Genomic DNA, 25,267 nt, shown 5'->3' with positions numbered 1-25,267 from the left:
GGTGAACGTCCAGGGATCAGGCACCCTCGGCGATGCAGGCGGTGCCGACCCGGCGGAAGCCGACCCCTGCATAGATCCGTGCCACGTCGTCGCTCCCCGCCGACATGAACACGGTGCTGACCCCCGCGTCCGCGGCGTCCCGGGCCAGCGCCCAGGTGAGGTGGCCCGCGATGCCGCGCCGGCGCTGCGCGGGGAGCACGCCGACCCCGACGATCTCGGTGACCTCGCCGCGCGGGTTGTGGTTCCCGGCGCCGACCGCGCCCAGCTCGGGGTCGAAGGCGGCGTACATGACCGACATCCCGGCGCCGAGCAGCGCGGCCAGGGTCTCGACGTGTCCGGCGTCCTCGGCGACCTTGGCGTCACGCTCCGCGACCGACGCCGGGCCGATGCTGGTGTCGACCTGGCTGAACCCCACCGAGACCGCGGCTCGCGCTGCGGCGAGGTCCGGGTCGTCGGGCTCCATCCGGCGTACAACGGCCGGACTCTCGCGCGGGACCGGCTCACCGGCCAGCACCATGAGCGGGTAGCCGTGGACCTCGACCCCGGCCGCGAGCGCCGCGGCGCGCAGCCCCGGCGTGTTCTCGTCGACCCACTCGATCGTGGGCGGGATGCCGAGCTCCTCGAGCCGGGCGAGCACCGACCGCACCTCCTGGGGCGTCACGTCGTCGGTGAGCCCGAGCCGGGGCCGGGCGTAGTAGGGCCAGCCACCCCGCGAGACGAAGACCGTGAAGGGCCCGTGCTCCTCGGTGTCGGCGTTCGCGCGCGGCACCTCGTCGTAGTAGCGCTCGAGCAGGGGCAGCAGTTCGGCGGTCATCGAGCGCCATCCTCCTCAACCAACCGGGCGAGGCACACTGGTTATGTGCTGTCTCTCGAGCTCGCCCGCGCGCTCCGCGACGCCGGTGTGGGGTGGGAGCCCTGCCCGGGCGACACGTTCGTGGTGCCGGACCGCGACCTCGACGAGCACGTCTTCGTGCTCAGCGACATGGTCGTCCAGACCGTCCAGCCGCCGGACGGCCCGCCGATCCTGGCCTTCAACGGCACCACCGAGTGGGCGCTGGACAGCCTGGAGGCGCAGGAGGCGCTCTGGCTGCCCCGCGAGGACCAGCTGCGCGAGCTGCTCGGCGCGGCGTTCGAGAGCCTCGAGCGGGTGCCCGGCCCGCCGGAGGCGCCCGACCTGGTCTCCTGGGCCGTCAGCTCGGGCGGCGCACGCCACGTCGACGTGAGCCCCGAGGCGGCGTACGCCCGGGCGTTGCTGGCCCGGCTCACCTAGCAACCCCAGCGGTGACTCAGTCGACGACGACGACCTCGACCCGCTGGAACTCCTTGAGCTCGGTGTAGCCGGTGGTGGCCATCGAGCGCTTGAGCGCGCCGATCAGGTTCATGGTGCCGTCGGCCACCCGGGAGGGGCCGAACAGGATCTCCTGCAGCGTCCCGACCGCCTCGAACTCGACCCGCTCGCCGCGCGGCAGCGTGCCGTGATGGGCCTCGGCACCCCAGTGGAAGCCCTGGCCGGGGGCGTCGGACGCGCGCGCGAACGGCGAGCCCACCATGACCGCGTCGGCGCCACAGGCGATCGCCTTGGCGATGTCGCCGGACTTGCCGATCGAGCCGTCGGCGATGACGTGCACGTAGCGGCCGCCGGACTCGTCGAGGTAGTCACGACGGGCGGCGGCCACGTCGGCCACGGCGCTGGCCATGGGGACGGCCACGCCGAGCACGGTCTTGGTGGTGTGCGCGGCGCCGCCGCCGAAGCCGACCAGGACGCCGGCCGCGCCGGTGCGCATCAGGTGCAGCGCGGCCTGGTGGGTGGCGCAGCCGCCGACGATGACCGGCACGTCGAGCTCGTAGATGAACTCCTTGAGGTTCAGCGGCTCGGCCTGGGACGACACGTGCTCGGCGCTGACAGTCGTCCCCCGGATCACGAACATGTCGACGCCGGCGTCGACCACGGTCTTGGCGAACTCGCGCGTGTGCTGGGGCGACAGCGAGCCGGCCACGGTGACCCCCGCGTCGCGCACCTCGCGGACCCGCTCGGTGATGAGCTCTGCCTTGACCGGCTCGGAGTAGATCTCCTGGAGCCGCGCCGTCGCCTGCGCACCGCGCAGGCCGGCAACCTCCGCCAGCAGCGGGGCCGGGTCCTCATAGCGCGTCCAGATGCCTTCGAGGTTGAGCACGCCGAGGCCGCCGTACTTCCCGAGCGCGATGGCGGTGGCCGGCGACATCACCGAGTCCATGGGCGCGGCCAGGACCGGGAGCTCGAACCGGTAGGCGTCGATCTGCCAGTCGACGCTGACCTCCTCGGGGTCGCGGGTGCGCCGCGAGGGCACGATGGCCACGTCGTCGAAGGAGTAGGCGCGGCGCGCGCGCTTGGCCCGGCCGATCTCGATCTCGGTCACGCACCGAGTCTCCCATCGCCCGGCCTCCCGGCCGGAAATGAGGCACACTCCTAGGCCGTGCCCGTGCTCCCCGAACACCTCGCGCCGCTGCTGCGCCCCGAGCCGCACCTCGACGTCCTCGGCACCAGCGACCCGTGGGTGCTTCCCCCGGACTGGCTCGAGACGACCCAGCAGCGGCTCAAGGCGCTGGCCGAGGACCCGCGCGGCCAGGGCGGCACGCCACCGGGCGGCAGCTGGAAGGCCGGCACGTCGGGCGCGGTGCCGTTCCTGTGGAACCTCATCACCTACCTGCCCAGCGCGATCCCGGTCTGGGCCGGCAGCCACGCCAGCCTCGGCGACGAGCTGCTGAAGCCGTGGCTGTCGGACTCCTACACGCCGACGTTCCCGCGGATCACCTACTACGTGAACAGCGACGACACCTGGCACCTCGACATGTGGTGGCGCCAGCGCGACCTCGGCGCCGAGGCCCGCATCAAGGCGCTCGAGCTCACCCTCGAGTGCGTGGCGGTCTTCGCCGACGTGCCTCAGTACGCCTCGCGGGCGGCCACCTTCACCGCGATGCTGCACAAGGTGCTCGACGACGCCGAGCTCCGCACGCTCCACGAGACCGCACCGTGGGACACCATCGCGAAGACCTGGCGCGAGCAGGTCTGCACCGAGCAGGACGCCCAGACCTTCTCCGAGGGCCGCGGGTGGACCGGCCAGCTGGTGTGGTCGATCAACGGCCTCGAGGCCGCCCACCACGTGCTCAGCAGCGTGGTCAGCCGCGCCCAGTCGATCGACGAGGTCATCGTCTCGATGGCGCTGCACGACAACGTCGACGAGCTCCCCGCGGCGCTGGCCGCGGCGGTCGGCAGCGAGCGGTTCGGCGCCCTCAACGCGGCGTTCGAGCAGATGGAACCCGGCTACAACGGCGACGACTGGATGTCGGACAACCGCGGCTGGCTGGCCCGCGGGATGGTGAGCGGTCAGATCGACGCGGTCCGGCTGTGGCTGGCGATGGCCACCCAGGTCGCCGAGCTCGTGGCCGGGCTCCCGACCTTCACCGGCTCGACCTCGTGCCCGAGCCGCACCGGCTATCTCGACGACCTGACCAGCGTCTTCACCGCGCCACCGGTCGCCGTGAACCCGATGGCCAAGAAGCTGCTCGAGCAGTACGCCGACCAGAAGCCGGTCCTGCCGGCCGGTGCCACCGTCACGCCGCAGGGCGTCGCGCTCACCTCGTCCGAGGGCGGCGAGGACGTGCCGCAGCTCGCGGTGCCCGAGGTCGAGATCGGCGACCCGATGGCCGAGCTCGAGCAGCTGGTCGGCCTCGCGCCGGTCAAGGAGCAGGTCAAGCGGCTGGTCGCCGAGCTCAAGGCCGAGAAGCTGCGCACCGAGGCCGGCATGCCGCCCTCAGAGAAGTCGCGGCACATGATCTTCACCGGCAACCCCGGCACCGCCAAGACCACCGTCGCCCGGCTGCTCTCGCGCATCTACGCCCAGCTCGGGGTGCTGGCCAACGGACACCTCATCGAGGTGAGCCGGACCGACCTGGTCGGCGAGTACATCGGCCAGACCGCGCCCCGCACCACCTCGCGGTTCAACCAGGCCTCCGGCGGCGTCCTCTTCATCGACGAGGCCTACTCGCTGGTCCCGCCCGACTCCTTCCGCGACTACGGCAACGAGGCGATCTCCACCCTGCTCAAGCTGATGGAGGACCGGCGCGACGAGGTGGTCGTGATCGCGGCCGGCTACCCCAAGGAGATGCAGCGGTTCGTCGACTCCAACCCCGGGATCGCCTCGCGCTTCCCGACCACGATTCACTTCGCCGACTACGACCCCGACGAGCTGTGGGCGATCTTCCGGCTCTACGCCGACAAGGCGGGCTTCACGCTGCTGGACGGCGTCGAGGCGGCGTTCAAGCGGCTGGTCCCCGACCCGCGGCCGCCGGCGTTCGGGAACGGGCGGTTCGTCCGGAACGTGTTCGAGGACGCCACCACCCGGCAGGCGATGCGGATCACCGCGATGACCGACCCCGTGAAGGAGGTCGTCACCCAGCTGCGGCCCGAGGACATCCCCGACACCGCCTCGGCGACGGGGAAGAACGAGGGCACTGGCCTCTACATGTAGCCCCGACCACCCGTTCGTGCCATGGGCAGCCTCGGGCGGCGTCTCTAGCGTGGAAGGTTCCGAGCTGCATCCGGGTTGCGGCGTCCGCCCTTCGTGAGGAGCTTCCCGTGACCCAGACAGCCGAGAGCCCGAGTGCCACCCTGCGGTCGCGGATGAGGGGCGACGTGGTGGATGCGACGGACCTCGCCTACGACGAGGCGCGCAAGGTCTGGAACGCGGGTATCGACGGGCGGCCGCTCGTGATCGCCCGGTGCCTGGACGAGGCCGACGTCCAGGCAGCGGTGGGGTTCGCCGTCGAGCAGGGCCTCGAGATCGCGGTACGCGGCGGCGCGCACGCCATGTCCGGCACGTCTGTGGTCGACGACGGCATCGTCATCGATCTCGGTGGCATGAACCAGGTCCACGTGGACCCCGACACCCGTCGCGCCCTCGTGGCCGGCGGCGCCCTGCTCGGCGACGTGGACGCGGCCACGCAGGCCCACGGCCTCGCGGTGCCCGCCGGGCTGGTGAGCCACACCGGCGTGGGTGGCCTGACCCTGGGGGGCGGAATGGGATGGCTCTCACGGCTCGGAGGCCTCACCATCGACAACCTCGTGTCGGCGCGCGTGGTGACGGCCGATGGCCAGGCCCGTGTCGCCTCGCCGGCGGAGAACCCCGACCTCTTCTGGGCCATCCGAGGTGGAGGCGGCAACTTCGGGGTGGTCACCGAGTTCGAGTTCGCCCTGCTCGAGGTCGGGCCGATGATCCACTTCGCCCTGCTGTTCTGGTCGGTCGACCAAGGGGCGGCGATGATGCGCCACGCACGAGACGTCATCGACGGCCTCCCCGACGACGTCAACGTGATGGTCGCCGGCCTCAACGCGCCGCCGGCACCCTTCGTGCCCGAGGAGCACCAGCTGGCACCCGGCTACGCGACCCTCGTGGTGGGCACGGGTTCCGCGGAGCACCACGCCGAGGTCTGCGCCGCACTGACGGACGGCGTACCCCCGCTCTTCGAGTTCGCCACACCGATGCCCTACGTCGAGCTGCAGAAGATGCTCGACGAGGCCAACGCCTGGGGGCTCTACGCCTACGACAAGGGCTGCTACGTCAAGGAGCTGTCCGACGACGTGATCGACGCCGTCACCGAGCACTTCCCGAGGAAGACCTCGCCGCTGTCATTGGTGCTGTTCTACCGCCTCGACGGCGCGTACTCGCGGGTCGCCGAGGATGCGACGGCGTTCGGGGGCGGACGGTCCCCGCGCTTCGGCATGTTCATGATCGGCGTCTGTCCCGTGGCGGAGATGCTGCCCGGCGAGCGTGAGTGGGTGCGGTCCATGACCGACTCCCTGCTCCCGCTGTCCGCCGACGACGGCCTCTACGTGAACGGGAACTCGGAGTTCGACGCACGGAGCTCGGTCGAGCTGGCCTACGGTCCGGAGAAGTACGCCCGGCTGGCCCAGATCAAGGCGACCTACGACCCGCACAACGTCTTCCACCGCAACGCCAACATCCCGCCGGCGGTGCGGTGAGCGCTCAGCCGGAGTAGTTGGGCGCCTCGACGGTCATCTCGACGTCGTGCGGGTGGCTCTCCTTGAGCGAGGCGGAGGTGATCCGGATGAACCGGCCCTTCTGCTGCAGCTCGGGGATGGTGCGCGCGCCGACGTCGAACATCGACTGGTTGAGGCCGCCGATGAGCTGGTGGGCCACCGCGGCCAGCGGGCCCCGGTAGGCGACCTGGCCCTCGATGCCCTCGGGGACGATCTTGTCGTCGCTGGCGACCTCGGCCTGGAAGTAGCGGTCCTTGGAGTAGGACTTCTTGCCGCGCGATGACATCGCGCCGAGCGAGCCCATGCCCCGGTAGGACTTGAACTGCTTGCCGTTGACGAAGACGAGGTCGCCGGGCGACTCCTCGCAGCCGGCGAGCAGCGAGCCGATCATCACGCTGTCGGCACCCGCGACGATCGCCTTGGCGATCTCGCCGGAGTACTTCAGCCCGCCGTCGGCGATGACGGGGACTCCGGCCGGCACACAGGCCAGCGCTGCGTCGTGGACCGCACTGACCTGGGGTACGCCGACGCCGGTGACGACCCGGGTGGTGCAGATCGACCCGGGGCCGACACCGACCTTGACGCCGTCCGCGCCCGCATCGACGAAGGCCTGCGCACCCTCGCGGGTGGCGACGTTGCCGCCGATGACCTGGACGTGGGCGGTGGCCGGATCGGTCTTGAGCCGCTTGACCATGTCGAGCAGCATCCGCACGTTGCCGTGGGCGGTGTCCGCGACCAGCACGTCGACGCCCGCCTCGATGAGGGTCGTAGCCCGCTGCCACGCATCGCCGAAGTAGCCGATCGCGGCGCCGACCATGAGCCTGCCGTCGGCGTCCTTGGAGGCCAGCGGGAACTGCTCGGACTTCACGAAGTCCTTGACCGTGATCAGGCCACCCAGCCGGCCCTTGTCGTCGACCAGCGGGAGCCGCTCGCGCTTGTGCTTGCGCAGCAGCAGCGTGGCGTCCTCGCGGGAGATGCCCACCGGGCCGGTGATGAGCGGCATCGGGGTCATCACCTCGTCGACCTTGGTGGTCGACCACTCCGCGACCGGCGTGAACCTCAGGTCGCGGTTGGTGATGATGCCGAGCAGCCGGTTGTCGGCGTCGACCACGGGGAAGCCGGAGATGCGGTACTCACCGGCCAGCTGGTCGAGCTGCTCCAGCGTCGCGTCGGGACCGATGGTCACCGGGTTGGAGATGATCCCGGTCTGGGTCCGCTTCACCAGGTCGACCTGGTAGGCCTGGTCGTCGATCGAGAGGTTGCGGTGGAGCACGCCGAGGCCACCCTGCCGGGCCATCGCGATCGCCATCCGCGACTCGGTCACTGTGTCCATGGCCGCGCTGACCAGCGGCACCCTGATCGTGATCTCGCGGGTCAGCCGCGTCGTGGTGTCGATGTCCTGGGGGGCGAGGTCGGAGTGACCGGGCAGGAGGAGGACGTCGTCGTAGGTCAGGCCCAGCGGGGCGAACTTCTCGGGCAGCTCCATCCGGGCCAGTCTATCGGCCGGTCGATCGGCCGGTCCGTCGGCGGATCAGAAGCCGAGCGTCCGGGCAGGTAGCGAGTCGTGCGGTGGGTTCCGCACCCCACCGACCCGGGAGAAGACGCGGAACTCGAAGGGGAGCGTCGAGGGGCGCGAGGCCTGCCGGCACGACTGCGGCCAGACCACGCTCACCGAGCCGCTCGCCTGGTGCCAGCGCACCTGGAGGCCGCGGCACCTCACCAGGTGCGGCACCGGCTGGTCGGAGTCCTCGAGGCTGTTGTCGACGAAGTAGACCCGACCCACGACCTTGCCGTTCTCCTTGAAGACCGCGAGCCGGTCCCACGCGTCGGTGAGCGGCCAGATCTCGAAGGCCAGGAAGGTGGTGTCGGTCAGCTTGCGGACCTTGGCCGTGAACGTCGCCTGCTTGCGGTTGATCCCGTAGGTCCCCGACACCAGGTCGATCCCGGCCGGTGCGTCGCCGGACCGGTCGTGGACCCGCGCGTGGGTGGGATGAGGCTTGGCGCTGGCGGGGCCGGGGCCGGACACGGCCAGGCCGGCGGCGAGGAGCACGGTGAGGAACACGGTGGGGACGACGGACGACGTACGGCGCATCCGGGCAACCTAGCTGCCACGCCCGGCGGCCCGCGATGGCCGGGACGGGGCATTGACATGATCTCCCGGTGATCCCGCGGCTGGCCGACTCGCGCCGGACCGTCGCCGTCGCAGCGGCCCTCGCCGGCCTGGTCCGCCTGGTCGGGCTGACCCGGCCGGTCCGCGCCGACGAGGCCGGCTTCGTGCTGGTCGCCCGCTCGTGGCACCCGGAGGCCGGCAGCCTCTTCGGCACCTACTTCGTCGACCGCCCGCCCTCCCTCATCGCGATCTACAAGCTCGCCGACGCCGTCGGCGGACCGCTGGCCATCCGGGTGGTCGGCGCGGTCGCCTGCGCGGCGCTGGTGCTCCTCGCCGCCTGGCTCGGCCGGCTGGTCGCCGACGAGCGGGCGGGCCGCTGGACGGCCATCGCGGCCGCCGCGCTGGTGACCACGCCGGTCATGGATCTGGTCGCGGCCAAGGGCGAGGTGCTCGCGCTGCCGTTCCTGGTGGCCGCGGCCGGGCTGGCGGTGGTGGCCGTCCGGAACCGGTCCGGGTGGCCGGCGTTCGCGGCCGGGCTGCTGGCGGCCTGCGCCGTGGGGCTCAAGCAGAACCTCGCGGGCGGAGCGGTGTTCACCGGCGTGCTGATGGTCGCGAGCGCGCTGGCCGGCCGGCTGGGTGGCCGCGACCTCGCCCGGCTCGCCGGCGTGGCCCTGGCCGGGTTCGCGGTGCCGGTGCTGGCCACGATCGGGTGGGCGCTCGCGGCCGGCGTAGGACTGCACACGCTGTGGTACGCCGTCTACGGCTTCCGCGCCGACGCCTCGGCCGTGCTCGGCGACGGCCCCGCCGAGGCCCCGATGCGGCGGGCCCTGGTCCTCCTGCTCATCCTCGTGGTCGACGGGATCGCGGTGGTGCTGGCGGCGTACCTCCTCCGCGTCCGCCGCAGCTGGCGCCTGGACGCCCCGCTCACCGCGGCCGTCGTGGCGATGATCGCCTTCGACGTGGTGGCGCTGGCCCTCGGTGGGAGCTTCTGGCAGGACTACGCGTTCGGCCTGGTGCCGGGGACCCTGCTGGCCGTGGCGCTGCTCGGGACCAGGTGGCGGGAGCGGCTGGTGCCGCTGATGGTCGTCTCGACCGTGGTCTGCCTGGCCGGCTGGGCCGCCTGGAACCTCGCGGGGAGGCAGGAGTTCGACGAGCACGACACCGGCGTGGCGCTGCGGGCGGTGGCCGAGCCCGGCGACACGCTCGTGGTCTTCGGCGGCCGGGCCGACCTGCAGCTCGAGAGCGGCCTGCCCTCGCCGTACCCCTACCTGTGGAGCCTCCCCATGCGGGCGCGCGACCCCGACCTGACCAGGTTCCGAGCGATGGTGAACGGCCGGGACGCGCCGACCTGGCTGGTCGAGTGGTGGCCGTTCGACACCTGGACCTCGCAGGGCGAGGCGCTGGAGCGCGACGTGCGGCAGCGCTACGTCGAGCACGGAACCGGCTGCGGCGGGCGGACCATCTGGCTGCTCCAGGGCGTCGACCGTCCCGTCCCCGAGCCGGACTGCCACGGCTGAAATGACGCTGACCCGCCCGTACTGAACGGGCGGGTCAGCGTCGTGAGTGGTTCTAGTGGCCGTGGCCGTGGCCGTGACCGGCGGCAGCCGGCTCCTCCTCCTCGGGCTTGTCGACGACCAGGGTCTCGGTCGTGAGCAGCATGCCCGCGATCGAGGCGGCGTTGACCAGCGCGGAGCGGGTCACCTTGACCGGGTCGAGGACGCCCTGGGCCACCAGGTCGCCATATTGCTCGGTGGCGGCGTTGTAGCCGTTGCCGACGCCGAGCTCGCGCACCTTGGTGGTGACGACGTAGCCGTTGGCACCGCCGTTCTCCGCGATCCAGCGCAGCGGCTCGTCGAGGGAGACGCGCACGACGCGCACGCCGACCGCCTCGTCACCGCTGAAGCCGAGGCCGTCGTTGAGCGCGGCCGCCGCGTGGATCAGCGCAGAGCCACCGCCGGGGACGATGCCCTCCTCGATGGCCGCGCGGGTCGCCGAGACGGCGTCCTCGATGCGGTGCTTCTTCTCCTTCAGCTCCACCTCGGTGGCGGCGCCGACCTTGATGACGCAGACGCCGCCGGCCAGCTTGGCCAGCCGCTCCTGCAGCTTCTCGCGGTCCCAGTCGGAGTCGGTGTTCTCGATCTCGGCCTTGATCTGGTTGACCCGGCCGGCGACCTCGGCGGGGTCGCCCGCGCCGTCGACGATCGTGGTGTTGTCCTTGGTGATCACCACGCGCCGGGCCTGGCCGAGCACGTCGAGACCGACCTGGTCGAGCTTGAGGCCGACCTCGGGCGCCACGACCTGGCCACCGGTCAGGGTCGCGATGTCCTGCATCATCGCCTTGCGGCGGTCGCCGAACGCCGGGCTCTTGACCGCGGCGGCGTTGAAGGTGCCGCGGATCTTGTTGACGACCAGCGTCGAGAGCGCCTCGCCCTCGACGTCCTCGGCGAGGATGAACAGCGGCTTGCCCGAGGAGATGACCTTCTCCAGCAGCGGCAGCAGCTCGGCGACCGCCGAGATCTTGCCCTGGTGGAGCAGGATGTAGGGGTCCTCGAGGACCGTCTCCATCCGCTCCGGGTCGGTGACGAAGTAGGCCGAGATGTAGCCCTTGTCGAACTGCATCCCCTCGGTGAACTCCAGCTCGGTGCCCATCGTGTTGGACTCCTCGACGGTGATCACACCGTCCTTGCCGACCTTGTCGAAGGCGTCGGCGAGGAGGCCACCGATGACCTCGTCGCGGCTGGAGATCGTCGCCACCGAGGCCATGTCCTCCTTGGCCTCGACCTCGCGGGCGGACTTGAGCAGCTCGTTGCTGACCACCTCGGCGGCAGCGTCCATGCCACGCTTGAGCGCCATCGGGTTGGCGCCGGCCGCGACGGCGCGGAGGCCCTCGTGGACCATCGCCTGGGCCAGGACGGTCGCGGTGGTGGTGCCGTCACCCGCGATGTCGTTGGTCTTGGTGGCGACCTCCTTGGTCAGCTGGGCGCCGAGGTTCTCGAACGGGTCGTCGAGCTCGATCTCACGCGCGACGGTCACACCGTCGTTGGTGATGGTCGGCGCGCCCCACTTCTTGTCGAGGACCACGTAACGGCCGCGCGGGCCGAGCGTCACCTTGACGGTGTCCGCCAGGGCGTCGACGCCCCGCTCGAGGGCGCGGCGGGCGCTCTCGTCGAACTCCAGGATCTTGGGCATTGCTCTCCTAAGTCTGCGAATTCCTGACCTGCCCGACGCCCGGCCGCCGGGTCACCGCCGGCCGGGCCGCCGGGTGCGTCAGGAGACGACGGCGAGGACGTCGCGGGCGGAGAGGATGAGGTACTCCTCGCCGCCGTACTTGACCTCAGTGCCGCCGTACTTGCTGTAGATCACCTTGTCGCCGATCGCCACGTCGAGCGGGACCCGGTTGCCGTTGTCGTCGATGCGACCGGGACCGATGGCCAGGACCTCGCCCTCCTGCGGCTTCTCCTTGGCGGTGTCCGGGATGACCAGGCCCGACGCGGTGGTCTGCTCCGCGTCGAGCGGCTTGACCACGATGCGGTCCTCGAGGGGCTTGATGTTGACCGACACTTCGTCGACCTCCACTTTCGTGCTGAGTCTGGGCTGGCACACTCAAGCGGAGAGTGCCAACGACGAAACTAGCACTCTGGTCGATGGAGTGCCAGCGTGGGTTCTGGAGAGGGTGTGCCGTGGACGTCGAGTCCGTGCGGTGGCTGAGGTCCGAGGACGGCCAGCGGGTGCTCGCCCGGGCCGCCGAGCTCGACGAGCCGGACCCCCTGCGCGCGCACGCGACGCTGGAGCGCGCGTGTCCTGGTACGCCGTCGCAGCTCCTGGCGGTGGCGCTCACCCAGGCCGAGCTGCGGCTGCGGGCCGTGGAGAAGTTCGGCGAGCTGGCCGGGTCGATGTACTTCACGCCGGACGGCCTGGAGCAGGCCACCCGGCTGTCGGTGGCCACCCACCGGGCCGCCCGGCTCGCGGTGTTCGGCGCCGCGAGCGTGGTCGACCTGGGCTGCGGGATCGGCGGCGACCTGGTCGCCTTCGCCCGCGCGGGGCTGACCGCGGCCGGCGTGGACCTCGACCCGGTCCGGGTGGCCGTGGCCGAGGCCAACCTGGCTGCGCTCGGCCTGCCCGGCGCGGTCGGTGAGGCCGACGCGCTGGAGGTCGACGTCGCGCCGTTCGACGTCGCCTTCGCGGACCCCGCGCGGCGGACCGGCCGCGGCCGTACCTTCAGCCCCGACGCGTGGACACCGCCGTGGTCGTTCGTCGAGTCGCTCCTGGGCGGCGACGCCTGCGTGAAGACCGCCCCGGGCATCCCCCACGAGCTCGTCCCGGCGGGCGTCGAGGCCGAGTGGGTGAGCGACCACGGCGAGGTGAAGGAGGCCGCCCTGTGGGGCGGCCGGCTCGCCACCGCGGACCGCCGCGCCACGGTCATCGGCGACGGCGGCCTCGCCACGCTGACCGAGGAGGACGACCCCGGGGCGGACGTCGTGCCGCTGGGCCGGTTCCTCTACGAGCCGGACGGCGCGGTCATCAGGGCCGGCCTGGTCACCGCCGTCGCCGCCGGCGTCCGCGGCGGCCTGCTCGACCGGCACATCGCCTACGTGACCGCGGAGGAGTCGTTCCGCACGCCGTTCGCGAGGTCCTACGAGGTCCTCGAGACGCTCCCCTACCGCGAGAAGCAGCTCCGCGCTGCCCTCCACGAGCGCGGCGTCGGCAGGCTGACGATCAAGAAGCGAGGCGTCGACGTCGTCCCCGACCAGCTGCGCAAGCGGCTGGCACTCACCGGTGACAACGAGGCCACGATCGTGCTCACCCGGGTCGGCGGCCAAGGGACGTGCCTGCTCGTCCGGCCGTTCTAGTCGGGAGCCTTGGTGGCGGTGGGTTCTCAACCGTTCTCCCCGTGGACAGGCGTTGCCAGCCCACCGCCACCCGGGCTTCAGTCGAGGATCACCACCGAGCGCAGGACGCTCTGCCCGTCCGGGGCTTGGTGCATCTTCTCGAACGCCGCCTCGATGTCGCCGATCCCGATCTCCTCCGACACGAAGGCGTCGAGGTCGAGCCGGCCCTGCTGGTAGAGGTCGATGAGCATCGGGAAGTCCCGGGTCGGCAGGCAGTCGCCGTACCAGCTCGACCTCAGCGACCCGCCCCGGCCGAAGACGTCGATGAGCGGGAGCTCGGGGACCTTCATGTCCGGGGTCGGTACGCCGACCAGGACCAGGGTCCCCGCCAGGTCGCGGGCGTAGAACGCCTGCTTCCACGTCTCGGGGCGTCCTACGGCCTCGACAACCACGTCGGCCCCGTCGGCGCCGTCGAAGTACTGCGCGCAGATCTTCTTGATCTCCTCGACCGGGTCGGAGGCGGAGGAGTCGACGGTGTGGGTGGCCCCCATCCGCTTGGCGGTCTCGAGCTTCTTGGCGTCGATGTCGACCGCGATGATCGGCGAGGCGCCGACCAGCGCCGAGCCCGCGATCGCGGCCACACCGACGCCGCCGCAGCCGATGACCGCGACCGATCTGCCGCGCGTGACCGCGCCGGTGTTGATGGCCGCACCGATGCCGGCCATCACGCCGCAGCCCAGCAGCCCGGCGGCGGCCGGGCGGGCCGCCGGGTCGACCTTGGTGCACTGACCGGCGGCGACCAGCGTCTTCTCGGCGAAGGCGCCGATGCCCAGTGCGGGCGAGAGCTCGGTGCCGGCGTCGGGTCCGTCCGCGAGCGTCATCCGCTGGGTCGCGTTGTGGGTGGCGAAGCAGTAGTGCAGGTCCCCGCGCCTGCACGCCCGGCACTCACCGCAGACCGCGCGCCAGTTGAGGATCACGAAGTCGCCCGGCGCGACGCCGGTCACGTCTGGTCCGACCGCCTCGACGACCCCGGCGGCCTCATGCCCCAGGAGGAAGGGGAAGTCGTCGTTGATGCCACCGTCGCGGTAGTGCAGGTCGGTGTGGCACACCCCGCAGGCCTGCACCTTGACCACCGCCTCGCCCGGCCCGGGGTCGGGCACGTTGATCGTGACCAGCTCGACCGGTGCCCCCTTGGCCTTGGCCACCACCGCCTGGACCTGCTGCATGTCGCTCTCCCTCGGTTCGTACGCCGTCTCCGCGGGCCAACCTAACGGCCACTCCGGGGGCGCGAAGGCTCGGCTACGTTACGCAGATGGGTGTGCTGGCGCGCCGGCCCTCGATCGCGGTCGCCGCCGCCAGCGGTCTGCTCCTCCTGCTGGTCTCCGGACGGTACGGCTACCACCGCGACGAGCTCTACTTCCTCGAGGCCGGCCGGCACCTGGCGTGGGGCTACCCGGACCAGCCGCCGATCGTCCCGGCGCTGGCCCGGCTGATGTCCTGGCTCGCGCCCTCGTCGCTCCCGGTGCTCCGCCTCCCGTCGATGTTGGTCGCGGTGGCCGTGGTGCTGCTGGCTGGCGCCATGGCCCGCCGGCTCGGCGCCCGGGCCTCAGGCGAGGCGTTCGCCGCAGCGGCCACGGCGACCAGCGGCTTCGTGCTCGCGATGGGACACCTGCTGAGCACCGCGACCGTCGACCTCCTCGGCTGGACGCTGCTGACCTACCTCTTCGTCCGGCTGCTGCAAGGCGACCTGGCCGGGCCCCGGCCATGGCTGCTCGCGGGGCTGGTCGCGGGGGTGACCCTCATGGCCAACGTGCTGGTCGCGTTCCTGCTCGTCGGCGTCCTGGCCGGCCTCCTGATCTCGGGGCCGCGCGCACTCCTGCGATCGCGCTGGCCGTGGGTCGCTGCCGGGGTGGCGCTGCTCGTCGGCCTCCCCTACCTCCTGTGGCAGGCCGGGAACGGCTGGCCGCAGCTGCGGGTCGCCGGCGACATCGCGGCCGGCGGCAGCGGCTCCTCGGTGTCCCGGCCGCTGTTCCTGCCGCTGCTCCTGGTCCAGGCCGGGCCGTGGCTGGCTCCGGTCTGGATCGCGGGGGTGGTGCGGCTCCGGCGCGACCCGAGGCTGCGCTGCCTGGCCACGACGTTCCTGGTGCTGGTCGTGCTGTTCCTGGTCCTCGGCGGGAAGCCCTACTACCTGGCCGGGCTCTTCCCCCTCCTGCTGGCCGCCGGCGCCCAGCCGGTCGTCGACCGGGTGTGGCGGTGGGTCCCGACGGCGCTCGTCGTGCTGAGCCTGCCCGCGGTGCTGATCGCACTGCCGGTGCTGCCCGAGCGGGCGGCCGGACCGGCGATCGCGATCAACTACGACCTCGGGGAGACGATCGGCTGGCCTCGGTTCGCCGCCCAGGTGGCCGCGGCGTACGACGAGCTGCCTGCCGGGACCGCGATCGTGACCGGCAGCTACGGGGAGGCCGGCGCGCTCGACCGCTACGGTCCGCCGCTCGGCCTGCCCAGCGCCTACAGCGGCCACAACGCGTACGCCGAGTGGGGCCACCCGCCGGGCCGGTCGCCGGCGCTGATGGTGGGGGTGGACCCCGGCCTGCTCCGGGACTCCTGCGCCGAGCTCCGGACCGTGGGCCGGCTGACCAGCCCCCACGACCTCGACATCGAGGAGAACGGCACTGTGCTGAGCTGGTGCGTGCCGGCTCGCAGCTGGCGGTCGCTGTGGCCGTCGTTCACCCAGCTGGGATGAGTGCGCCTAGACCAACACGCTGGTGACCGGCTGGCTGCTGTCGGCCGGCAGGTCGAGCTGCGACGGCGTCCGGCCGCGGGCCACGATCTCGGCGCCGAGCGCGGCCACCATGGCGCCGTTGTCGGTGCACAGGCCCGGTCGGGGCACGCGCACCCGCACGCCGACGGCCGCGGCCCGCTCCTCGGCCATCGCCCGCAGCCGGGAGTTGGCGGCGACGCCGCCGCCGATGAGCAGGTCCTCGACGCCGGTCGCCGCGGCGGCGTCGAGCGACTTGCGGACCAGGACGTCGCAGACGGCCTCCTGGAACGACGCGGCCACGTCGGCCACCGGCACCGGCTCGCCCGAGCGCTCACGCGCCTCGACCCAGCGTGCCACCGCGGTCTTGAGCCCGGAGAAGGAGAAGTCGAACCGGTGCCGCTCGAGGTCGCGCCGGCTGGTCAGCCCGCGCGGGAAGTCGATCGCGACCGAGCTCCCGGACGCCGCCGCGCGGTCGATGTAGGGCCCACCGGGGAACGGCAGCCCGAGCAGCCGGGCCACCTTGTCGAACGCCTCGCCCGCGGCGTCGTCGATGGTCGCCCCGAGCGGCGCGACCGTGCTGGTCACGTCCTCGACGCGCAGCAGCGAGGAGTGGCCGCCGCTGACCAGCAGCGCCAGGCACGGGTCCGGCAGCGGCCCGTGCTCGAGCTGGTCGACCGCGACGTGCGCGGCCAGGTGGTTGACGCCGTAGAGCGGCTTGCCCAGCCCGATGGCCAGCGCCTTGGCCGCGGCGACCCCGACGAGCAGGGTGCCGGCCAGGCCCGGGCCCGAGGTCACCGCCACCGCGTCGACCTCCTGGAGCCGCACCCCCGCCGTCTCGCAGGCCCGCTCCAGGGTCGGGACCATCGCCTCGAGGTGCGCCCGGCTGGCCACCTCGGGGACGACGCCGCCGAAGCGCGCGTGCTCGTCCACGCTGCTCGCGACGGCGTCGGCCAGGAGGGTCTGCCCGCGGACCAGCCCGACGCCGGTCTCGTCGCACGAGGTCTCGATGCCGAGGACGAGGGGCTCGCTCATCGGGCCATTGTGCCGAGGGGCCGCGCCATGACCACGGCCGTGGCCCCGTCGCGGTAGTAGCGGCGGCGCCGGTCGATCTCGACGAACCCATGCCGGTGGTAGAACGCCAGCGCGTCCGAGTTGTCCTCGCGAACCTCGAGGAGCAGCCGCTCCGCGCCCTCGCGCTCTGCCAGGTCGACCACCCCGTCGAGGAGGGCGCCGGCCAGGCCACGGCGGCGGTGCTCCCGGTGCACGGCGATCCGCTGGAGCTCGGCGACCTCGGCGACCACACTCGCCACCGCGTGGCCGACGACCCGGCCGTCCTGCTCCGCCACCAGGTAGCGCACCGTCGGCAGCCGGCCGGCCACGCCCTCCTCGACGAGCGCACGCGACCAGGCGTCCGCGCCGAGGTTGTCGGCCTCGGAGGCGGCGATGGCGTCGACGTCGTCGAGGGCCGCCGGCCGGGCGGTCACGAGACCCGCTTGGGCACACCGGGCGTGGCCGCGTCCGGCCGCCGCAGGTAGAGCGGCTCGGGGTCGTGCAGCTCGGCGCGCTCCTCGGCGACCACGCGAGCCAGCCAGCCGGCGCTCGGGAGCGTCGGCCCGGTGGCGTGCGGGAACGCCTCGGGATAGAGCACCGCCCCCTCCCCCACCACCGGCAGCTCGGTGGCGGCGTCCGCGGGCTTCGCGACGCGAGGCCCGTCGAGACGGGCGCCTGTCTCGTCGTACGACGCCAGGTAGACCTCCTTGCGCCGCGCGTCGGTGGCCACGACGAAGTGGCTCGTGACGGCGCCGGCGTCGGCGGCTTCCACGGCGAGGACGTCGAGCGTGCAGACGCCGTAGACGGGCACCTCCAGGACGAAGCCGAGGGTGCGCGCGGTCACCAGGCCGACCCGCAGCCCGGTGAACGGACCCGGTCCGACCCCGACCCCGACCGCGGTGAGGTCCTGGCGGACGATCCCGGACTCGCGCAGGGCGCGGTCGATGAGCGGCGCGAGCTGCTCACCGTGCTGGAGCCGGCGCTCGGAGACAGCCTCCCAGACCACGTCGTCCCCGTCGTGCAGGGCCACCGTGACCAGCGGCGTGGCGGTGTCGAAGGCAAGGAGCATCAGGCGTCCTGCGGGAACGGGAGGGCGCGCCAGTGCGTGGTGAGCCGGCCGTCGTCGTGGAGCAGGTGGAAGGCGAGCGTCGGCGGTCCGGCCTCCCAGATGACCGGGTACGGCTCGGCGTCGAGCGGGACGGTCGACGCCGAGCCGCCACCGATCAGCAGCGGCCGGCCGGCGAAGGTCGTCGCGCACGCCGTGTGCGCGTGGCCCACGAGCGTGGCGACGACGTGCGGGTGCTTCATGACGACCAGCTCGAGCGGCTCGGGGTCCACGAGCAGGATCGGCGCCATCAGGCCGAGCCCGATGTCGGCCGGCGGGTGATGGAGGCAGACGAAGGCCGGCTTGTCGTCCGTGGCCAGCTGGGTGTCGAGCCAGTCCAGCTGGTCGGGCGTCAGCTCGCCGTGGTCGATCCGGACGCCGTCGCGGGCGGCGACGAGCGAGTCGAGCATGAGGATCCGGAAGTCCGCGGCCTCCAGGCCCAGGACCAGCGGGCCGGTGGCCTCGCGGTCGAGAAGGCCGCGGGCGAACTCCTCGCGCACGTCGTGGTTGCCGGTGCCCACGAGCCTGGGCCCGGTCCACGCGTCGAGGACCGCGCGCGCCTCGGCGTACTCCTCCGGCAGGCCATGGTCGGCGACGTCGCCGGTGACGAGCAGGACGTCGGGACGCGGGTCCATCGACAGCAGGTGCGCGATGACCGCCTCGGCTCGCGCCCGGGCGTCGGGCGGCCCGCCGAAGTGGGTGTCGCTGACGTGCGCGATGACGGTGGTCATCTCAGCCCCCGGAAGGAGAAGGCCTGCCAGCGCGGGCCGACCGGCGTGATCTCCACCCGCCGGCGCTCGCTCCGGACGTCGTCGGGGTCGTCGCGGACGATGCTGACCTCGAGCCGCGACTCCGAGAGGCTTTCGGCCAGCCCCTCCCCCCACTCGACCACCGTGACGGCCTCGTCGAGCGAGGTGTCGAGGTCGAGGTCGTCGAGCTCGTCGATGCCGCCGAGGCGGTAGGCGTCGACGTGCACCAGCGCCGGTCCGCCGACCTCGCTCCTGTGCACGCGGGCGATGACGAAGGTCGGCGAGGTGATCGCGCCACGGACCCCGAGGCCGGCGCCGAGCCCCTGGGTGAACGTGGTCTTGCCCGCGCCGAGCGACCCGGTCAGCACGATCAGGTCACCGGCGGTCAGCTGACCGGCGACGGAGCGGCCGAGCGCGCGCATCGCGTCGGCGTCGGCTGCGTGGTGGACCGCGGTGCGCAGCGGCCGGCGCAGCTCCACGTCGGGCGGGTCGCGGCGGACCTCGCGGAACCCCTGGTGCTCCCAGAACGCGATCGTGGCCGGCAGCTCCTCGCGCGCGACCACGGTGAGGTCGGCATAGCCCTCGGCCGCCTCGACGGCCGCGTCGATCAGCGCCTGTGCGACGTGGTGGTGCTGCATGGCCGGGACGACGCCGACCCGGCGGAGGTACATCGTCGTGCCGACCGGGTCGAGGACGAGCGCGCCGGCCGGGACCCCGTCGACCCGGGCGAGCAGCCCGCCGTGCCTGGCCAGCCGGCCCTCCAGCTCCTCGCGGGTCTCGGAGAGTGCGGCCGCCGGCGGGTCGAGCGCCGGCCGCGCCTCGAACGCCGCGTGGACCACGGCGTGCACGGTCTCGGCCTCCTCGGCGCCCACCGGCTTCACCTCGACGTCCACTTCCGGGACGTTCGCTTCTGGGACGTTCACTTCTGGCCGACCTGCTCGGTGGCGGCCGAGAGCAGCTGGTCGAGAGCCGCGTTGACCTGGCCGTGCCGTTCCAGGATGACCAGGTGCCCGGCGCCCTCGCACTCGACGAGGGTCGAGCTCGGGATCCACTCGTGCAGCTTGCGGCTGTGCCCGATGGAGGTCATCCGGTCGGCGGTCCCGCAGATGATCGTGGTCGGGATCGGGGCGAGCGCCTCGACGACGTGGAACCGGTCGAGCCCGTGGAAGCTCGGGAAGAACTCCGCCACTACCTCGAACGGCGTCTGCGAGAGCATCCGGTCGACGAACTCGACGTACGCCGCGGGCACCTCGTCGCCGAACGCGAACAGGTCGGTCACCACGGTGGCCACCGACCTGCCGGCCCGGCGCGCGTTGTCGACCACCTTGTGCCTGCGGGCCAGGCCGCGGACCGTGCGGCCGGCCAGCTCGCTGCCCAGCTTGGCGGGGAGCATCGGGAAGAAGATCCGACTCGGGTCCAGGCCGCCCGCGGTCGTCGAGATGAGCCCGACGCCGACGACCCGGTCGCCGATCAGCTCGGGGTACTGCTCGGCGAGCGTCACGATCGTCATGCCGCCCATCGAGTGGCCGACCAGGACCACCGGCCCCTCGGGCACGACGTGGTCGAGGACGGTCTTGAGGTCCTTGCCGAGCTGGTCGATGGTCGCGTGCTCCGGGGCCGAGCGGCCCGAGCGGCCGTGCGAGCGGTGGTCGTAGTAGACCGACCGGACCAGGCCGCGGTAGGCCGCACGCTGGAAGTGCCAGCAGTCCAGGTTGAGCGCGTAGCCGTGGCAGAAGACGACGGTGATCGGGCTGACCGGCTGGCGGAGGCCCGGGTCGAGCTCGTCGACCTCCACGTGGAGGGGCACGCCGTCGTCGGCGATGATCGTCACCGGCGGCGAGTGCAGGCTGCCGAACGGCGTGTCGTCGCCGCTGCGCCGCTCGATCGCCCGGCTCTGCCGGCGGATCCCGAGCGCGGCGCCGGCTGCGGCCAGGCCCACCGCGCCTGCCGCGGCCCCGAGGATGCGGCCACGCGTGCTCATGGACCGATCCTCTCAGCCGGTCTCGAGGCCGACGTACCGCCTCGTGAACCGTCCCCCGATCCTGGTCACGATCTCGTAGCTGATCGTCCCGCACGCCTCGGCCCACTCGGTGGCCGTGGGCTCGCCGTGGTCACCGGTGCCGAAGACCGTCACGTCCGCCTCGGGGCCGGGGTCGTCGCCGTCGAGGTCGACGACGAGCTGGTCCATGCAGATCCGGCCCCTGATCCTGCGCCGCCGGCCGGCGACCTGGACCTCGGCGTGGTTGCCGCCCACCCGCAGGAGCCCGTCGCCGTACCCCACCGGGACCAGGCCCAGCGTGGTCGCGTGGTCCGCGACCCACGTGCGGCCGTAGGAGACGGCGCCGCCCTTCTCGATCCGCTTGACCATGGCCAGCGTCGCCCGCGCGGTCATGGCCGGCCGCAACCCGAGGTCGGGCGTCACGCCCGGTGCCGGGTCGAGGCCGTAGGTCGCGATGCCGACCCGCACCAGGTCCCGCCGGCTGCTCGGCCGCAGGATCGCGGCGGCCGAGTTGGCCAGATGGGTGACCTCCGGCTCCAGGCCACGGGTGCGGGCGAGCGCCAGCCCCTCGTCGAAGAGCCGCTCCTGCTCGTCGTTGGCGGGGTCGCCGGGCTCGTCGCTCGACGAGAAGTGCGACCAGATGCCGGTGACCGCGACCCGCCCCGCGTCCTGGGCGGCCCGGGCCTTGACGAACAGCGCGTCCCACGTGTCGCGCGGCGCTCCACCCCGGTGCAGCCCGGTGTCGAGCTTCACCTGGACCTTCGCGACGACCCCGGTGGCCAGCACCTCGTCCAGCTCGGCCTCGGTGTAGACGGTGACATCGACGTCGCGCTCGATCGCGGCCCGCCAGTCGTCTCCCGGGACCGTCAGCCAGCACAGGACCCGGCCGGTGTCGCCGGCCTCGCGCAGCGCGACCGCCTCGTCGATGGTGGCCACACCCAGCCAGTCCGCACCGGCCTCCCGGGCGGCGCGCGCGGCCGGCACCAGCCCGTGCGCGTAGCCGTCGGCCTTGACCACGGCCATGTAGCCGGTGCCGCAGAGCTCCTTGAGCAGCCGCACGTTGTGGCGGATCGCGGCCAGGTCGACCACGATCTCGGCGCGGCCGCTCATGCCAGCGATCCTCGCACCACGTCCGGTATCGCGCGGGCCACGTCGCCGGCCACCAGCGGCCCCCCGTCGGAGGCAAGCATCGCCGCCGCACCGTGCAGCCAGGCGCCGACGCTCGCCGCGTCGTACGCCGTGAGGCCGGCAGCCAGCAGCGCCCCGATCACGCCGCCGAGCACGTCGCCGGCACCCGCGGTGGCCAGCCACGACGTGCCGGTGGTGTTGACCCGCGTCCGGCCGTCGGGACCGGCGACCACGGTCCGGCGTCCCTTGAGCAGCACGGTGGCCCGGTAGCGCTGCGCCGCCTCGCGCGCGAAGTGCAGCGGCCGGGCCTCGACCGCGTCGCGCGGCTCGCCGAGCATCGCTGCGAGCTCACCGGCGTGCGGGGTGAGCACCGCGTGCTCGACCGGTCCCGTGACGTGCTGCAGCGCGTCGGCGTCGACGATCAGCGGCACCTGGTCGGCCAGTGCCCGCGCCAGCTGCTCGCCTGCACCGTCGCCGCCACCGGAACCGACCACCCATGCCTGGACCCGGCCCGCGCCCACCACTTCGGGGTGCTGCGCGCGCACCGTGCCGGCGACCTGCTCCTCGCCGACGTAGCGGACCATCCCGGCCAGCCCGCACGCGGCGCCGGCGACGCTGAGCAGGGCGGCGCCGGGGTACTGCGCGCTACCGGCGCGGACGCCGACCACCCCGCGCGCGTACTTCTGGCTGTCCGGCACCGGCCGCGGCAGCAGCGCGGCCACGTCCTCCGGCTGCAGCGCCTCCACCGCCGGCTCGGGCAGGTCGAGGCCGATGTCGACCAGGTGCACCGCACCGCACGCCTCGGCCGCCGGGTCGACGAGGTGGCAGACCTTGTGGGTCCCGAACGTCACCGTCAGCGCGGCCTCGACGTGGCTGGCGCCGTCGCCGCCGTCCACCTCGCCGGTGTCGACGTCGACGCCGCTCGGGGTGTCGACGGCGACGACCGGTACGCCGTGCAGCAGCTTGAGCGCGTTGCTCGCCTCGGCCCTCAGCCCAGGGCGCCCGCCGATGCCCACGATGCCGTCGACCACCACCTCGGGCCGCCGCGCCGGCCCGGTCACGACCCGGCCGCCGGCGCGCTTCAACGCCTTGGTCCCCCCGTCGTGGGCGGACCCGCTCAGCGGCCAGGCCTCGACCTGCACACCCCGGCGGGCCAGCACCGCTCCGGCGTACAACGCGTCCCCGCCGTTGTCGCCCGAGCCCACGAGCAGCAGCACCCGCCTCCCGTAGGCCGACCCGAGGAAGTCCACCACGGCCACCGCCAGCCCCGCCGCCGCCCGCTGCATCAGGGTGCCCTCGGGCAGCCGCGCCATCAGCTCCCGCTCGGCCGCACGGACCTGCTCGACGGTGTGCGCGTGCAGCATGCGGTCACGCTATCGGGCGCCTGGCGTCGGGTCCGTCGACCGAGCTGACCCGATCCGCCTGGCCCGCGACTGGCCCGGTTGAGCTGTCACAACGACCCGGTCGGGTCATGTGGTCCGGCGCCGGCGTACGTAGCGTTGCCGCGGTGTTCGCGCTGCGTGTGGTCTGGGGGCTCTGCCTGGCGGTTGCCGCGATGGTCGTCGGGGTGGGCTTCGAGCTGCACTCCGACGGTGTGGGCGTCGCGGCCAGCAGCGCGGTGATCGCGGGCGGCGTGCTCCTGCTCCCGCTGACCTCCGCCGCAGTCGGTCGGCTCGCGCCGGCTGTTACTCGCGAGTAACGGTTAGCCCCGATCCCCGCGGGGGCACTTCTCCGGCAGAGGCGCGATCGGCGCCGACGCGGAAGGGGAGGAACCCATGGAGATCGTGGGCATCATCATCGCCGGACTGATCATCGGGCTGCTCGGCAAGTTCATCGCCCCCGGCGACAAGGACAACATCCCGCTGTGGCTGACGCTGCTGTGCGGCATCGGCGGGGTGCTGCTCGGTCTGCTCGTCTACCAGGCCTTCGGCGGCAACGGGTCGCCCGGCGTGGACTGGACGCGCTGGATCGTCTCGGTGCTGATCGCCGCGGTGCTGGTCGTGGTGGCCTCGAGCGTCACCGGCCGCAACCGCCGCAAGGGGGTCCTGCACCGTTAGCCATCGCTAGCGGGGTTCGCCCTCCAGCACGACCACCGCGGACGCGATCCCGGCGTCGTGCGAGAGGGACAGGTGCACCGTCGTGGCCCCGAGGACACCGGCCCGGGCCAGGACGGTGCCGCGCATCTCGAGCAGCGGCCGGCCGGAGTCCTCGGAGACCACCTCGGCGTCGTGCCAGTGCATGTCGCCAGGGGCTCCGAGGGCCTTGGCCATGGCCTCCTTGGCCGCGAACCGCGCGGCGAGGGAGGCCAGCGGTCGTTCGAGCTCCGACGGCGTGAACAGCCGCTCCGCCAGGCCGGGGGTGCGGGCCAGGGACTCCCCGAAGCGGGAGATGTCGACCACGTCGATGCCGACGCCGATGACGGCCACTACTCGACCGTGACCGACTTGGCGAGATTGCGGGGCTGGTCGACGTCGTGCCCCAGTGCGGTCGCGAGCTCGCAGGCGAACAGCTGGAGCGGCACCACCGCGACCAGCGGCTGGAGCAGGACCGGCACGCGCGGGAGCCGGACCAGGTGGTCGGCGTACGGCGCGATCCGCTCGTCGCCCTCCTCGGCCAGGCAGATGGTGCGGGCACCTCGGGCCCGCACCTCCTGGATGCCGCTGAGCATCTTGTCGTGGAGCTGGTCGCGGCCGCGGGGAGGTACGACGCACAGGACCGGCACCCCGGCCTCGACCAGCGCGATCGGGCCGTGCTTGAGCTCGCCGGCCGCGAAGCCCTCCGCGTGGAGGTAGGCGAGCTCCTTGAGCTTGAGCGCGCCCTCGAGGGCGACCGGGTAGCCGGCGTGCCGGCCCACGAACAGCACCGACGGCGTGCCGACGAGCGAGCGGGCCAGCTCGTAGACCGAGTCGCACCCGTCGAGCACCCAGTCGATCTGCGAGGGGATGGCCTCGAGCTGGGTCATCACCTGCGTGATCTCGTCGCCGAACCTGGTGCCCTTCACCTGCGCCAGGTAGAGCGCGAGCAGGTAGCAGGCCACCAGCTGGGTCAGGAACCCCTTGGTCGACGCGACGCCGATCTCCGGTCCGGCGTGGGTGTAGATCACGGCGTCCGACTCGCGCGGGATCGTCGAGCCGTTGGTGTTGCAGATCGCCAGCACCCGCGAGCGCTGGGTCCGCGCGTGCCGGATCGCCTGCAGGGTGTCGGCGGTCTCGCCGGACTGGCTGATCGCGACGACGAGCGTCGAGGCGGTGAGGATCGGGTCGCGGTACCGGAACTCCGAGGCCAGCTCGACCTCGCACGGGATCCGCGTCCAGTGCTCGATGGCGTACTTCGCCACCATGCCGGCGTAGAAGGAGGTGCCGCACGCGATGATGATGATCTTGTCGATGTCGCGCAGCTCCTGGTCGGAGAGGCGCATCTCGTCGAGGTGCAGCAGCCCGTCGCGGGTACGCCGCCCCAGCAGCGAGTCGGCCACGGCGCGGGGCTGCTCGTAGATCTC

25 protein-coding genes are annotated in these 25,267 nt (G+C 72.8%); 8 read left to right on the top strand and 17 right to left on the bottom strand.

What is annotated here, in order from left to right:
* Nucleotides 1-16: 16 nt before the first annotated feature.
* The gene (locus tag VFV89_RS23005; protein ID WP_329708322.1) at nucleotides 17-814 is read right to left on the bottom strand and encodes a GNAT family N-acetyltransferase; all 798 of its coding nucleotides are present in this window, start codon (nucleotides 812-814) and stop codon (nucleotides 17-19) included.
* A gap of 45 nt (nucleotides 815-859) precedes the next feature.
* Here VFV89_RS23005 and VFV89_RS23000 point away from each other — a divergent pair, with 45 nt between their 5' ends.
* A complete protein-coding gene (locus VFV89_RS23000; RefSeq protein ID WP_329708321.1) occupies nucleotides 860-1,270 on the top strand; it encodes a pilus assembly protein CpaE in 411 nt (136 codons plus the stop codon).
* Between the two features lie 16 nt (nucleotides 1,271-1,286).
* Here VFV89_RS23000 and VFV89_RS22995 read toward each other — a convergent pair whose 3' ends face one another.
* On the bottom strand, nucleotides 1,287-2,396 hold the full coding sequence (locus VFV89_RS22995) for a GuaB3 family IMP dehydrogenase-related protein (RefSeq protein ID WP_329708320.1): 1,110 nt from the start codon (nucleotides 2,394-2,396) through the stop codon (nucleotides 1,287-1,289).
* Nucleotides 2,397-2,453: 57 nt separating this feature from the next.
* Here VFV89_RS22995 and VFV89_RS22990 point away from each other — a divergent pair, with 57 nt between their 5' ends.
* Nucleotides 2,454-4,508 carry an AAA family ATPase gene (locus VFV89_RS22990; protein ID WP_329708319.1) on the top strand — a complete coding sequence of 685 codons (2,055 nt, stop codon included), beginning with the start codon at nucleotides 2,454-2,456 and terminating at the stop codon, nucleotides 4,506-4,508.
* A 107-nt stretch (nucleotides 4,509-4,615) separates the two neighbouring features.
* Complete coding sequence (locus tag VFV89_RS22985; protein WP_329708318.1) at nucleotides 4,616-6,019, top strand: FAD-binding oxidoreductase; 1,404 nt, start codon at nucleotides 4,616-4,618, stop codon at nucleotides 6,017-6,019.
* A 4-nt stretch (nucleotides 6,020-6,023) separates the two neighbouring features.
* Here VFV89_RS22985 and guaB read toward each other — a convergent pair whose 3' ends face one another.
* Together guaB and VFV89_RS22975 are read right to left on the bottom strand one after the other, a co-directional pair.
* Nucleotides 6,024-7,523, bottom strand: a complete 1,500-nt coding sequence (guaB, locus tag VFV89_RS22980; RefSeq protein WP_329708317.1) for an IMP dehydrogenase — start codon at nucleotides 7,521-7,523, stop codon at nucleotides 6,024-6,026.
* 45 nt (nucleotides 7,524-7,568) lie between these two features.
* Nucleotides 7,569-8,129, bottom strand: a complete 561-nt coding sequence (locus VFV89_RS22975) for a hypothetical protein (RefSeq protein WP_329708316.1) — start codon at nucleotides 8,127-8,129, stop codon at nucleotides 7,569-7,571.
* A 68-nt stretch (nucleotides 8,130-8,197) separates the two neighbouring features.
* Here VFV89_RS22975 and VFV89_RS22970 point away from each other — a divergent pair, with 68 nt between their 5' ends.
* Complete coding sequence (locus VFV89_RS22970; protein ID WP_329708315.1) at nucleotides 8,198-9,664, top strand: hypothetical protein; 1,467 nt, start codon at nucleotides 8,198-8,200, stop codon at nucleotides 9,662-9,664.
* A 52-nt stretch (nucleotides 9,665-9,716) separates the two neighbouring features.
* On the opposite strand, the gene groL is transcribed toward VFV89_RS22970, so the two are convergent.
* A complete protein-coding gene (gene groL, locus VFV89_RS22965) occupies nucleotides 9,717-11,336 on the bottom strand; it encodes a chaperonin GroEL (RefSeq protein ID WP_329708314.1) in 1,620 nt (539 codons plus the stop codon).
* 78 nt (nucleotides 11,337-11,414) lie between these two features.
* Complete coding sequence (gene groES, locus VFV89_RS22960) at nucleotides 11,415-11,708, bottom strand: co-chaperone GroES (protein ID WP_329708331.1); 294 nt, start codon at nucleotides 11,706-11,708, stop codon at nucleotides 11,415-11,417.
* 119 nt (nucleotides 11,709-11,827) lie between these two features.
* Here groES and VFV89_RS22955 point away from each other — a divergent pair, with 119 nt between their 5' ends.
* The gene (locus tag VFV89_RS22955; RefSeq protein WP_329708313.1) at nucleotides 11,828-12,997 is read left to right on the top strand and encodes a class I SAM-dependent methyltransferase; all 1,170 of its coding nucleotides are present in this window, start codon (nucleotides 11,828-11,830) and stop codon (nucleotides 12,995-12,997) included.
* Between the two features lie 77 nt (nucleotides 12,998-13,074).
* On the opposite strand, the gene VFV89_RS22950 is transcribed toward VFV89_RS22955, so the two are convergent.
* Nucleotides 13,075-14,202: an S-(hydroxymethyl)mycothiol dehydrogenase gene (locus VFV89_RS22950; RefSeq protein ID WP_329708312.1), complete on the bottom strand. Its 1,128-nt coding sequence runs from the start codon at nucleotides 14,200-14,202 to the stop codon at nucleotides 13,075-13,077.
* Between the two features lie 86 nt (nucleotides 14,203-14,288).
* Here VFV89_RS22950 and VFV89_RS22945 point away from each other — a divergent pair, with 86 nt between their 5' ends.
* Complete coding sequence (locus VFV89_RS22945) at nucleotides 14,289-15,719, top strand: glycosyltransferase family 39 protein (RefSeq protein ID WP_329708311.1); 1,431 nt, start codon at nucleotides 14,289-14,291, stop codon at nucleotides 15,717-15,719.
* A gap of 6 nt (nucleotides 15,720-15,725) precedes the next feature.
* Here VFV89_RS22945 and tsaD read toward each other — a convergent pair whose 3' ends face one another.
* The 8 genes from tsaD to VFV89_RS22905 are packed head-to-tail and all read right to left on the bottom strand — an operon-like array spanning nucleotide 15,726 to nucleotide 23,132.
* Nucleotides 15,726-16,769, bottom strand: a complete 1,044-nt coding sequence (gene tsaD / locus VFV89_RS22940) for a tRNA (adenosine(37)-N6)-threonylcarbamoyltransferase complex transferase subunit TsaD (RefSeq protein WP_329708310.1) — start codon at nucleotides 16,767-16,769, stop codon at nucleotides 15,726-15,728.
* Nucleotides 16,766-17,221, bottom strand: a complete 456-nt coding sequence (gene rimI, locus VFV89_RS22935; protein WP_329708309.1) for a ribosomal protein S18-alanine N-acetyltransferase — start codon at nucleotides 17,219-17,221, stop codon at nucleotides 16,766-16,768. The genes tsaD and rimI overlap by 4 nt, the downstream gene beginning before the upstream one ends.
* Complete coding sequence (tsaB, locus tag VFV89_RS22930; protein WP_329708308.1) at nucleotides 17,218-17,856, bottom strand: tRNA (adenosine(37)-N6)-threonylcarbamoyltransferase complex dimerization subunit type 1 TsaB; 639 nt, start codon at nucleotides 17,854-17,856, stop codon at nucleotides 17,218-17,220. Before tsaB ends, rimI begins: the two co-directional genes overlap by 4 nt.
* Nucleotides 17,856-18,623 (bottom strand): metallophosphoesterase, encoded by a 768-nt coding sequence (locus VFV89_RS22925; protein ID WP_329708307.1) that lies wholly within the window; start codon nucleotides 18,621-18,623, stop codon nucleotides 17,856-17,858. Before VFV89_RS22925 ends, tsaB begins: the two co-directional genes overlap by 1 nt.
* Nucleotides 18,620-19,534, bottom strand: a complete 915-nt coding sequence (gene tsaE / locus VFV89_RS22920; protein WP_329708306.1) for a tRNA (adenosine(37)-N6)-threonylcarbamoyltransferase complex ATPase subunit type 1 TsaE — start codon at nucleotides 19,532-19,534, stop codon at nucleotides 18,620-18,622. Before tsaE ends, VFV89_RS22925 begins: the two co-directional genes overlap by 4 nt.
* 26 nt (nucleotides 19,535-19,560) lie before the next feature.
* Complete coding sequence (locus VFV89_RS22915) at nucleotides 19,561-20,622, bottom strand: alpha/beta hydrolase (protein WP_329708305.1); 1,062 nt, start codon at nucleotides 20,620-20,622, stop codon at nucleotides 19,561-19,563.
* A gap of 12 nt (nucleotides 20,623-20,634) precedes the next feature.
* Nucleotides 20,635-21,750 carry an alanine racemase gene (alr, locus tag VFV89_RS22910; protein ID WP_329708304.1) on the bottom strand — a complete coding sequence of 372 codons (1,116 nt, stop codon included), beginning with the start codon at nucleotides 21,748-21,750 and terminating at the stop codon, nucleotides 20,635-20,637.
* Nucleotides 21,747-23,132, bottom strand: coding sequence for an NAD(P)H-hydrate dehydratase (locus VFV89_RS22905; protein ID WP_329708303.1), 1,386 nt, complete (start codon nucleotides 23,130-23,132; stop codon nucleotides 21,747-21,749). The genes alr and VFV89_RS22905 overlap by 4 nt, the downstream gene beginning before the upstream one ends.
* 143 nt (nucleotides 23,133-23,275) lie before the next feature.
* On the opposite strand from VFV89_RS22905, the gene VFV89_RS22900 reads away from it, so the two are divergent.
* Together VFV89_RS22900 and VFV89_RS22895 are read left to right on the top strand one after the other, a co-directional pair.
* Nucleotides 23,276-23,467 (top strand): hypothetical protein, encoded by a 192-nt coding sequence (locus tag VFV89_RS22900; protein WP_329708302.1) that lies wholly within the window; start codon nucleotides 23,276-23,278, stop codon nucleotides 23,465-23,467.
* Nucleotides 23,468-23,543: 76 nt separating this feature from the next.
* The gene (locus tag VFV89_RS22895; RefSeq protein WP_329708301.1) at nucleotides 23,544-23,825 is read left to right on the top strand and encodes a GlsB/YeaQ/YmgE family stress response membrane protein; all 282 of its coding nucleotides are present in this window, start codon (nucleotides 23,544-23,546) and stop codon (nucleotides 23,823-23,825) included.
* A 6-nt stretch (nucleotides 23,826-23,831) separates the two neighbouring features.
* On the opposite strand, the gene VFV89_RS22890 is transcribed toward VFV89_RS22895, so the two are convergent.
* Nucleotides 23,832-24,194, bottom strand: coding sequence for a holo-ACP synthase (locus VFV89_RS22890; RefSeq protein ID WP_329708300.1), 363 nt, complete (start codon nucleotides 24,192-24,194; stop codon nucleotides 23,832-23,834).
* The coding region (gene glmS, locus VFV89_RS22885) for a glutamine--fructose-6-phosphate transaminase (isomerizing) (protein WP_329708299.1) at nucleotides 24,194-25,267 on the bottom strand (1,074 nt) is incomplete at its 5' end. The genes VFV89_RS22890 and glmS, both read right to left, overlap by 1 nt.

Source organism: Nocardioides sp. (assembly GCF_036274455.1).
Lineage (GTDB): Bacteria > Actinomycetota > Actinomycetes > Propionibacteriales > Nocardioidaceae > Nocardioides.
This window is presented reverse-complemented; position numbering and strand designations above follow the sequence as displayed.

Bases quoted from the DNA above. Each gene is read 5' to 3' on its own strand.
- tsaD (WP_329708310.1), bottom strand. From the start codon at position 16,769: ATGAGCGAGCCCCTCGTCCTCGGCATCGAGACCTCGTGCGACGAGACC.
- groL (WP_329708314.1), bottom strand. From the start codon at position 11,336: ATGCCCAAGATCCTGGAGTTCGACGAGAGCGCCCGCCGCGCCCTCGAG.
- VFV89_RS22925 (WP_329708307.1), bottom strand. From the start codon at position 18,623: ATGACCACCGTCATCGCGCACGTCAGCGACACCCACTTCGGCGGGCCG.
- VFV89_RS23005 (WP_329708322.1), bottom strand. From the start codon at position 814: ATGACCGCCGAACTGCTGCCCCTGCTCGAGCGCTACTACGACGAGGTG.
- VFV89_RS22975 (WP_329708316.1), bottom strand. From the start codon at position 8,129: ATGCGCCGTACGTCGTCCGTCGTCCCCACCGTGTTCCTCACCGTGCTC.
- VFV89_RS22895 (WP_329708301.1), top strand. From the start codon at position 23,544: ATGGAGATCGTGGGCATCATCATCGCCGGACTGATCATCGGGCTGCTC.
- guaB (WP_329708317.1), bottom strand. From the start codon at position 7,523: ATGGAGCTGCCCGAGAAGTTCGCCCCGCTGGGCCTGACCTACGACGAC.
- VFV89_RS22950 (WP_329708312.1), bottom strand. From the start codon at position 14,202: ATGCAGCAGGTCCAGGCGGTGGTGGCCAAGGCCAAGGGGGCACCGGTC.
- alr (WP_329708304.1), bottom strand. From the start codon at position 21,750: ATGAGCGGCCGCGCCGAGATCGTGGTCGACCTGGCCGCGATCCGCCAC.
- VFV89_RS22915 (WP_329708305.1), bottom strand. From the start codon at position 20,622: ATGAGCACGCGTGGCCGCATCCTCGGGGCCGCGGCAGGCGCGGTGGGC.
- VFV89_RS22905 (WP_329708303.1), bottom strand. From the start codon at position 23,132: ATGCTGCACGCGCACACCGTCGAGCAGGTCCGTGCGGCCGAGCGGGAG.
- VFV89_RS22945 (WP_329708311.1), top strand. From the start codon at position 14,289: ATGGGTGTGCTGGCGCGCCGGCCCTCGATCGCGGTCGCCGCCGCCAGC.
- tsaB (WP_329708308.1), bottom strand. From the start codon at position 17,856: ATGCTCCTTGCCTTCGACACCGCCACGCCGCTGGTCACGGTGGCCCTG.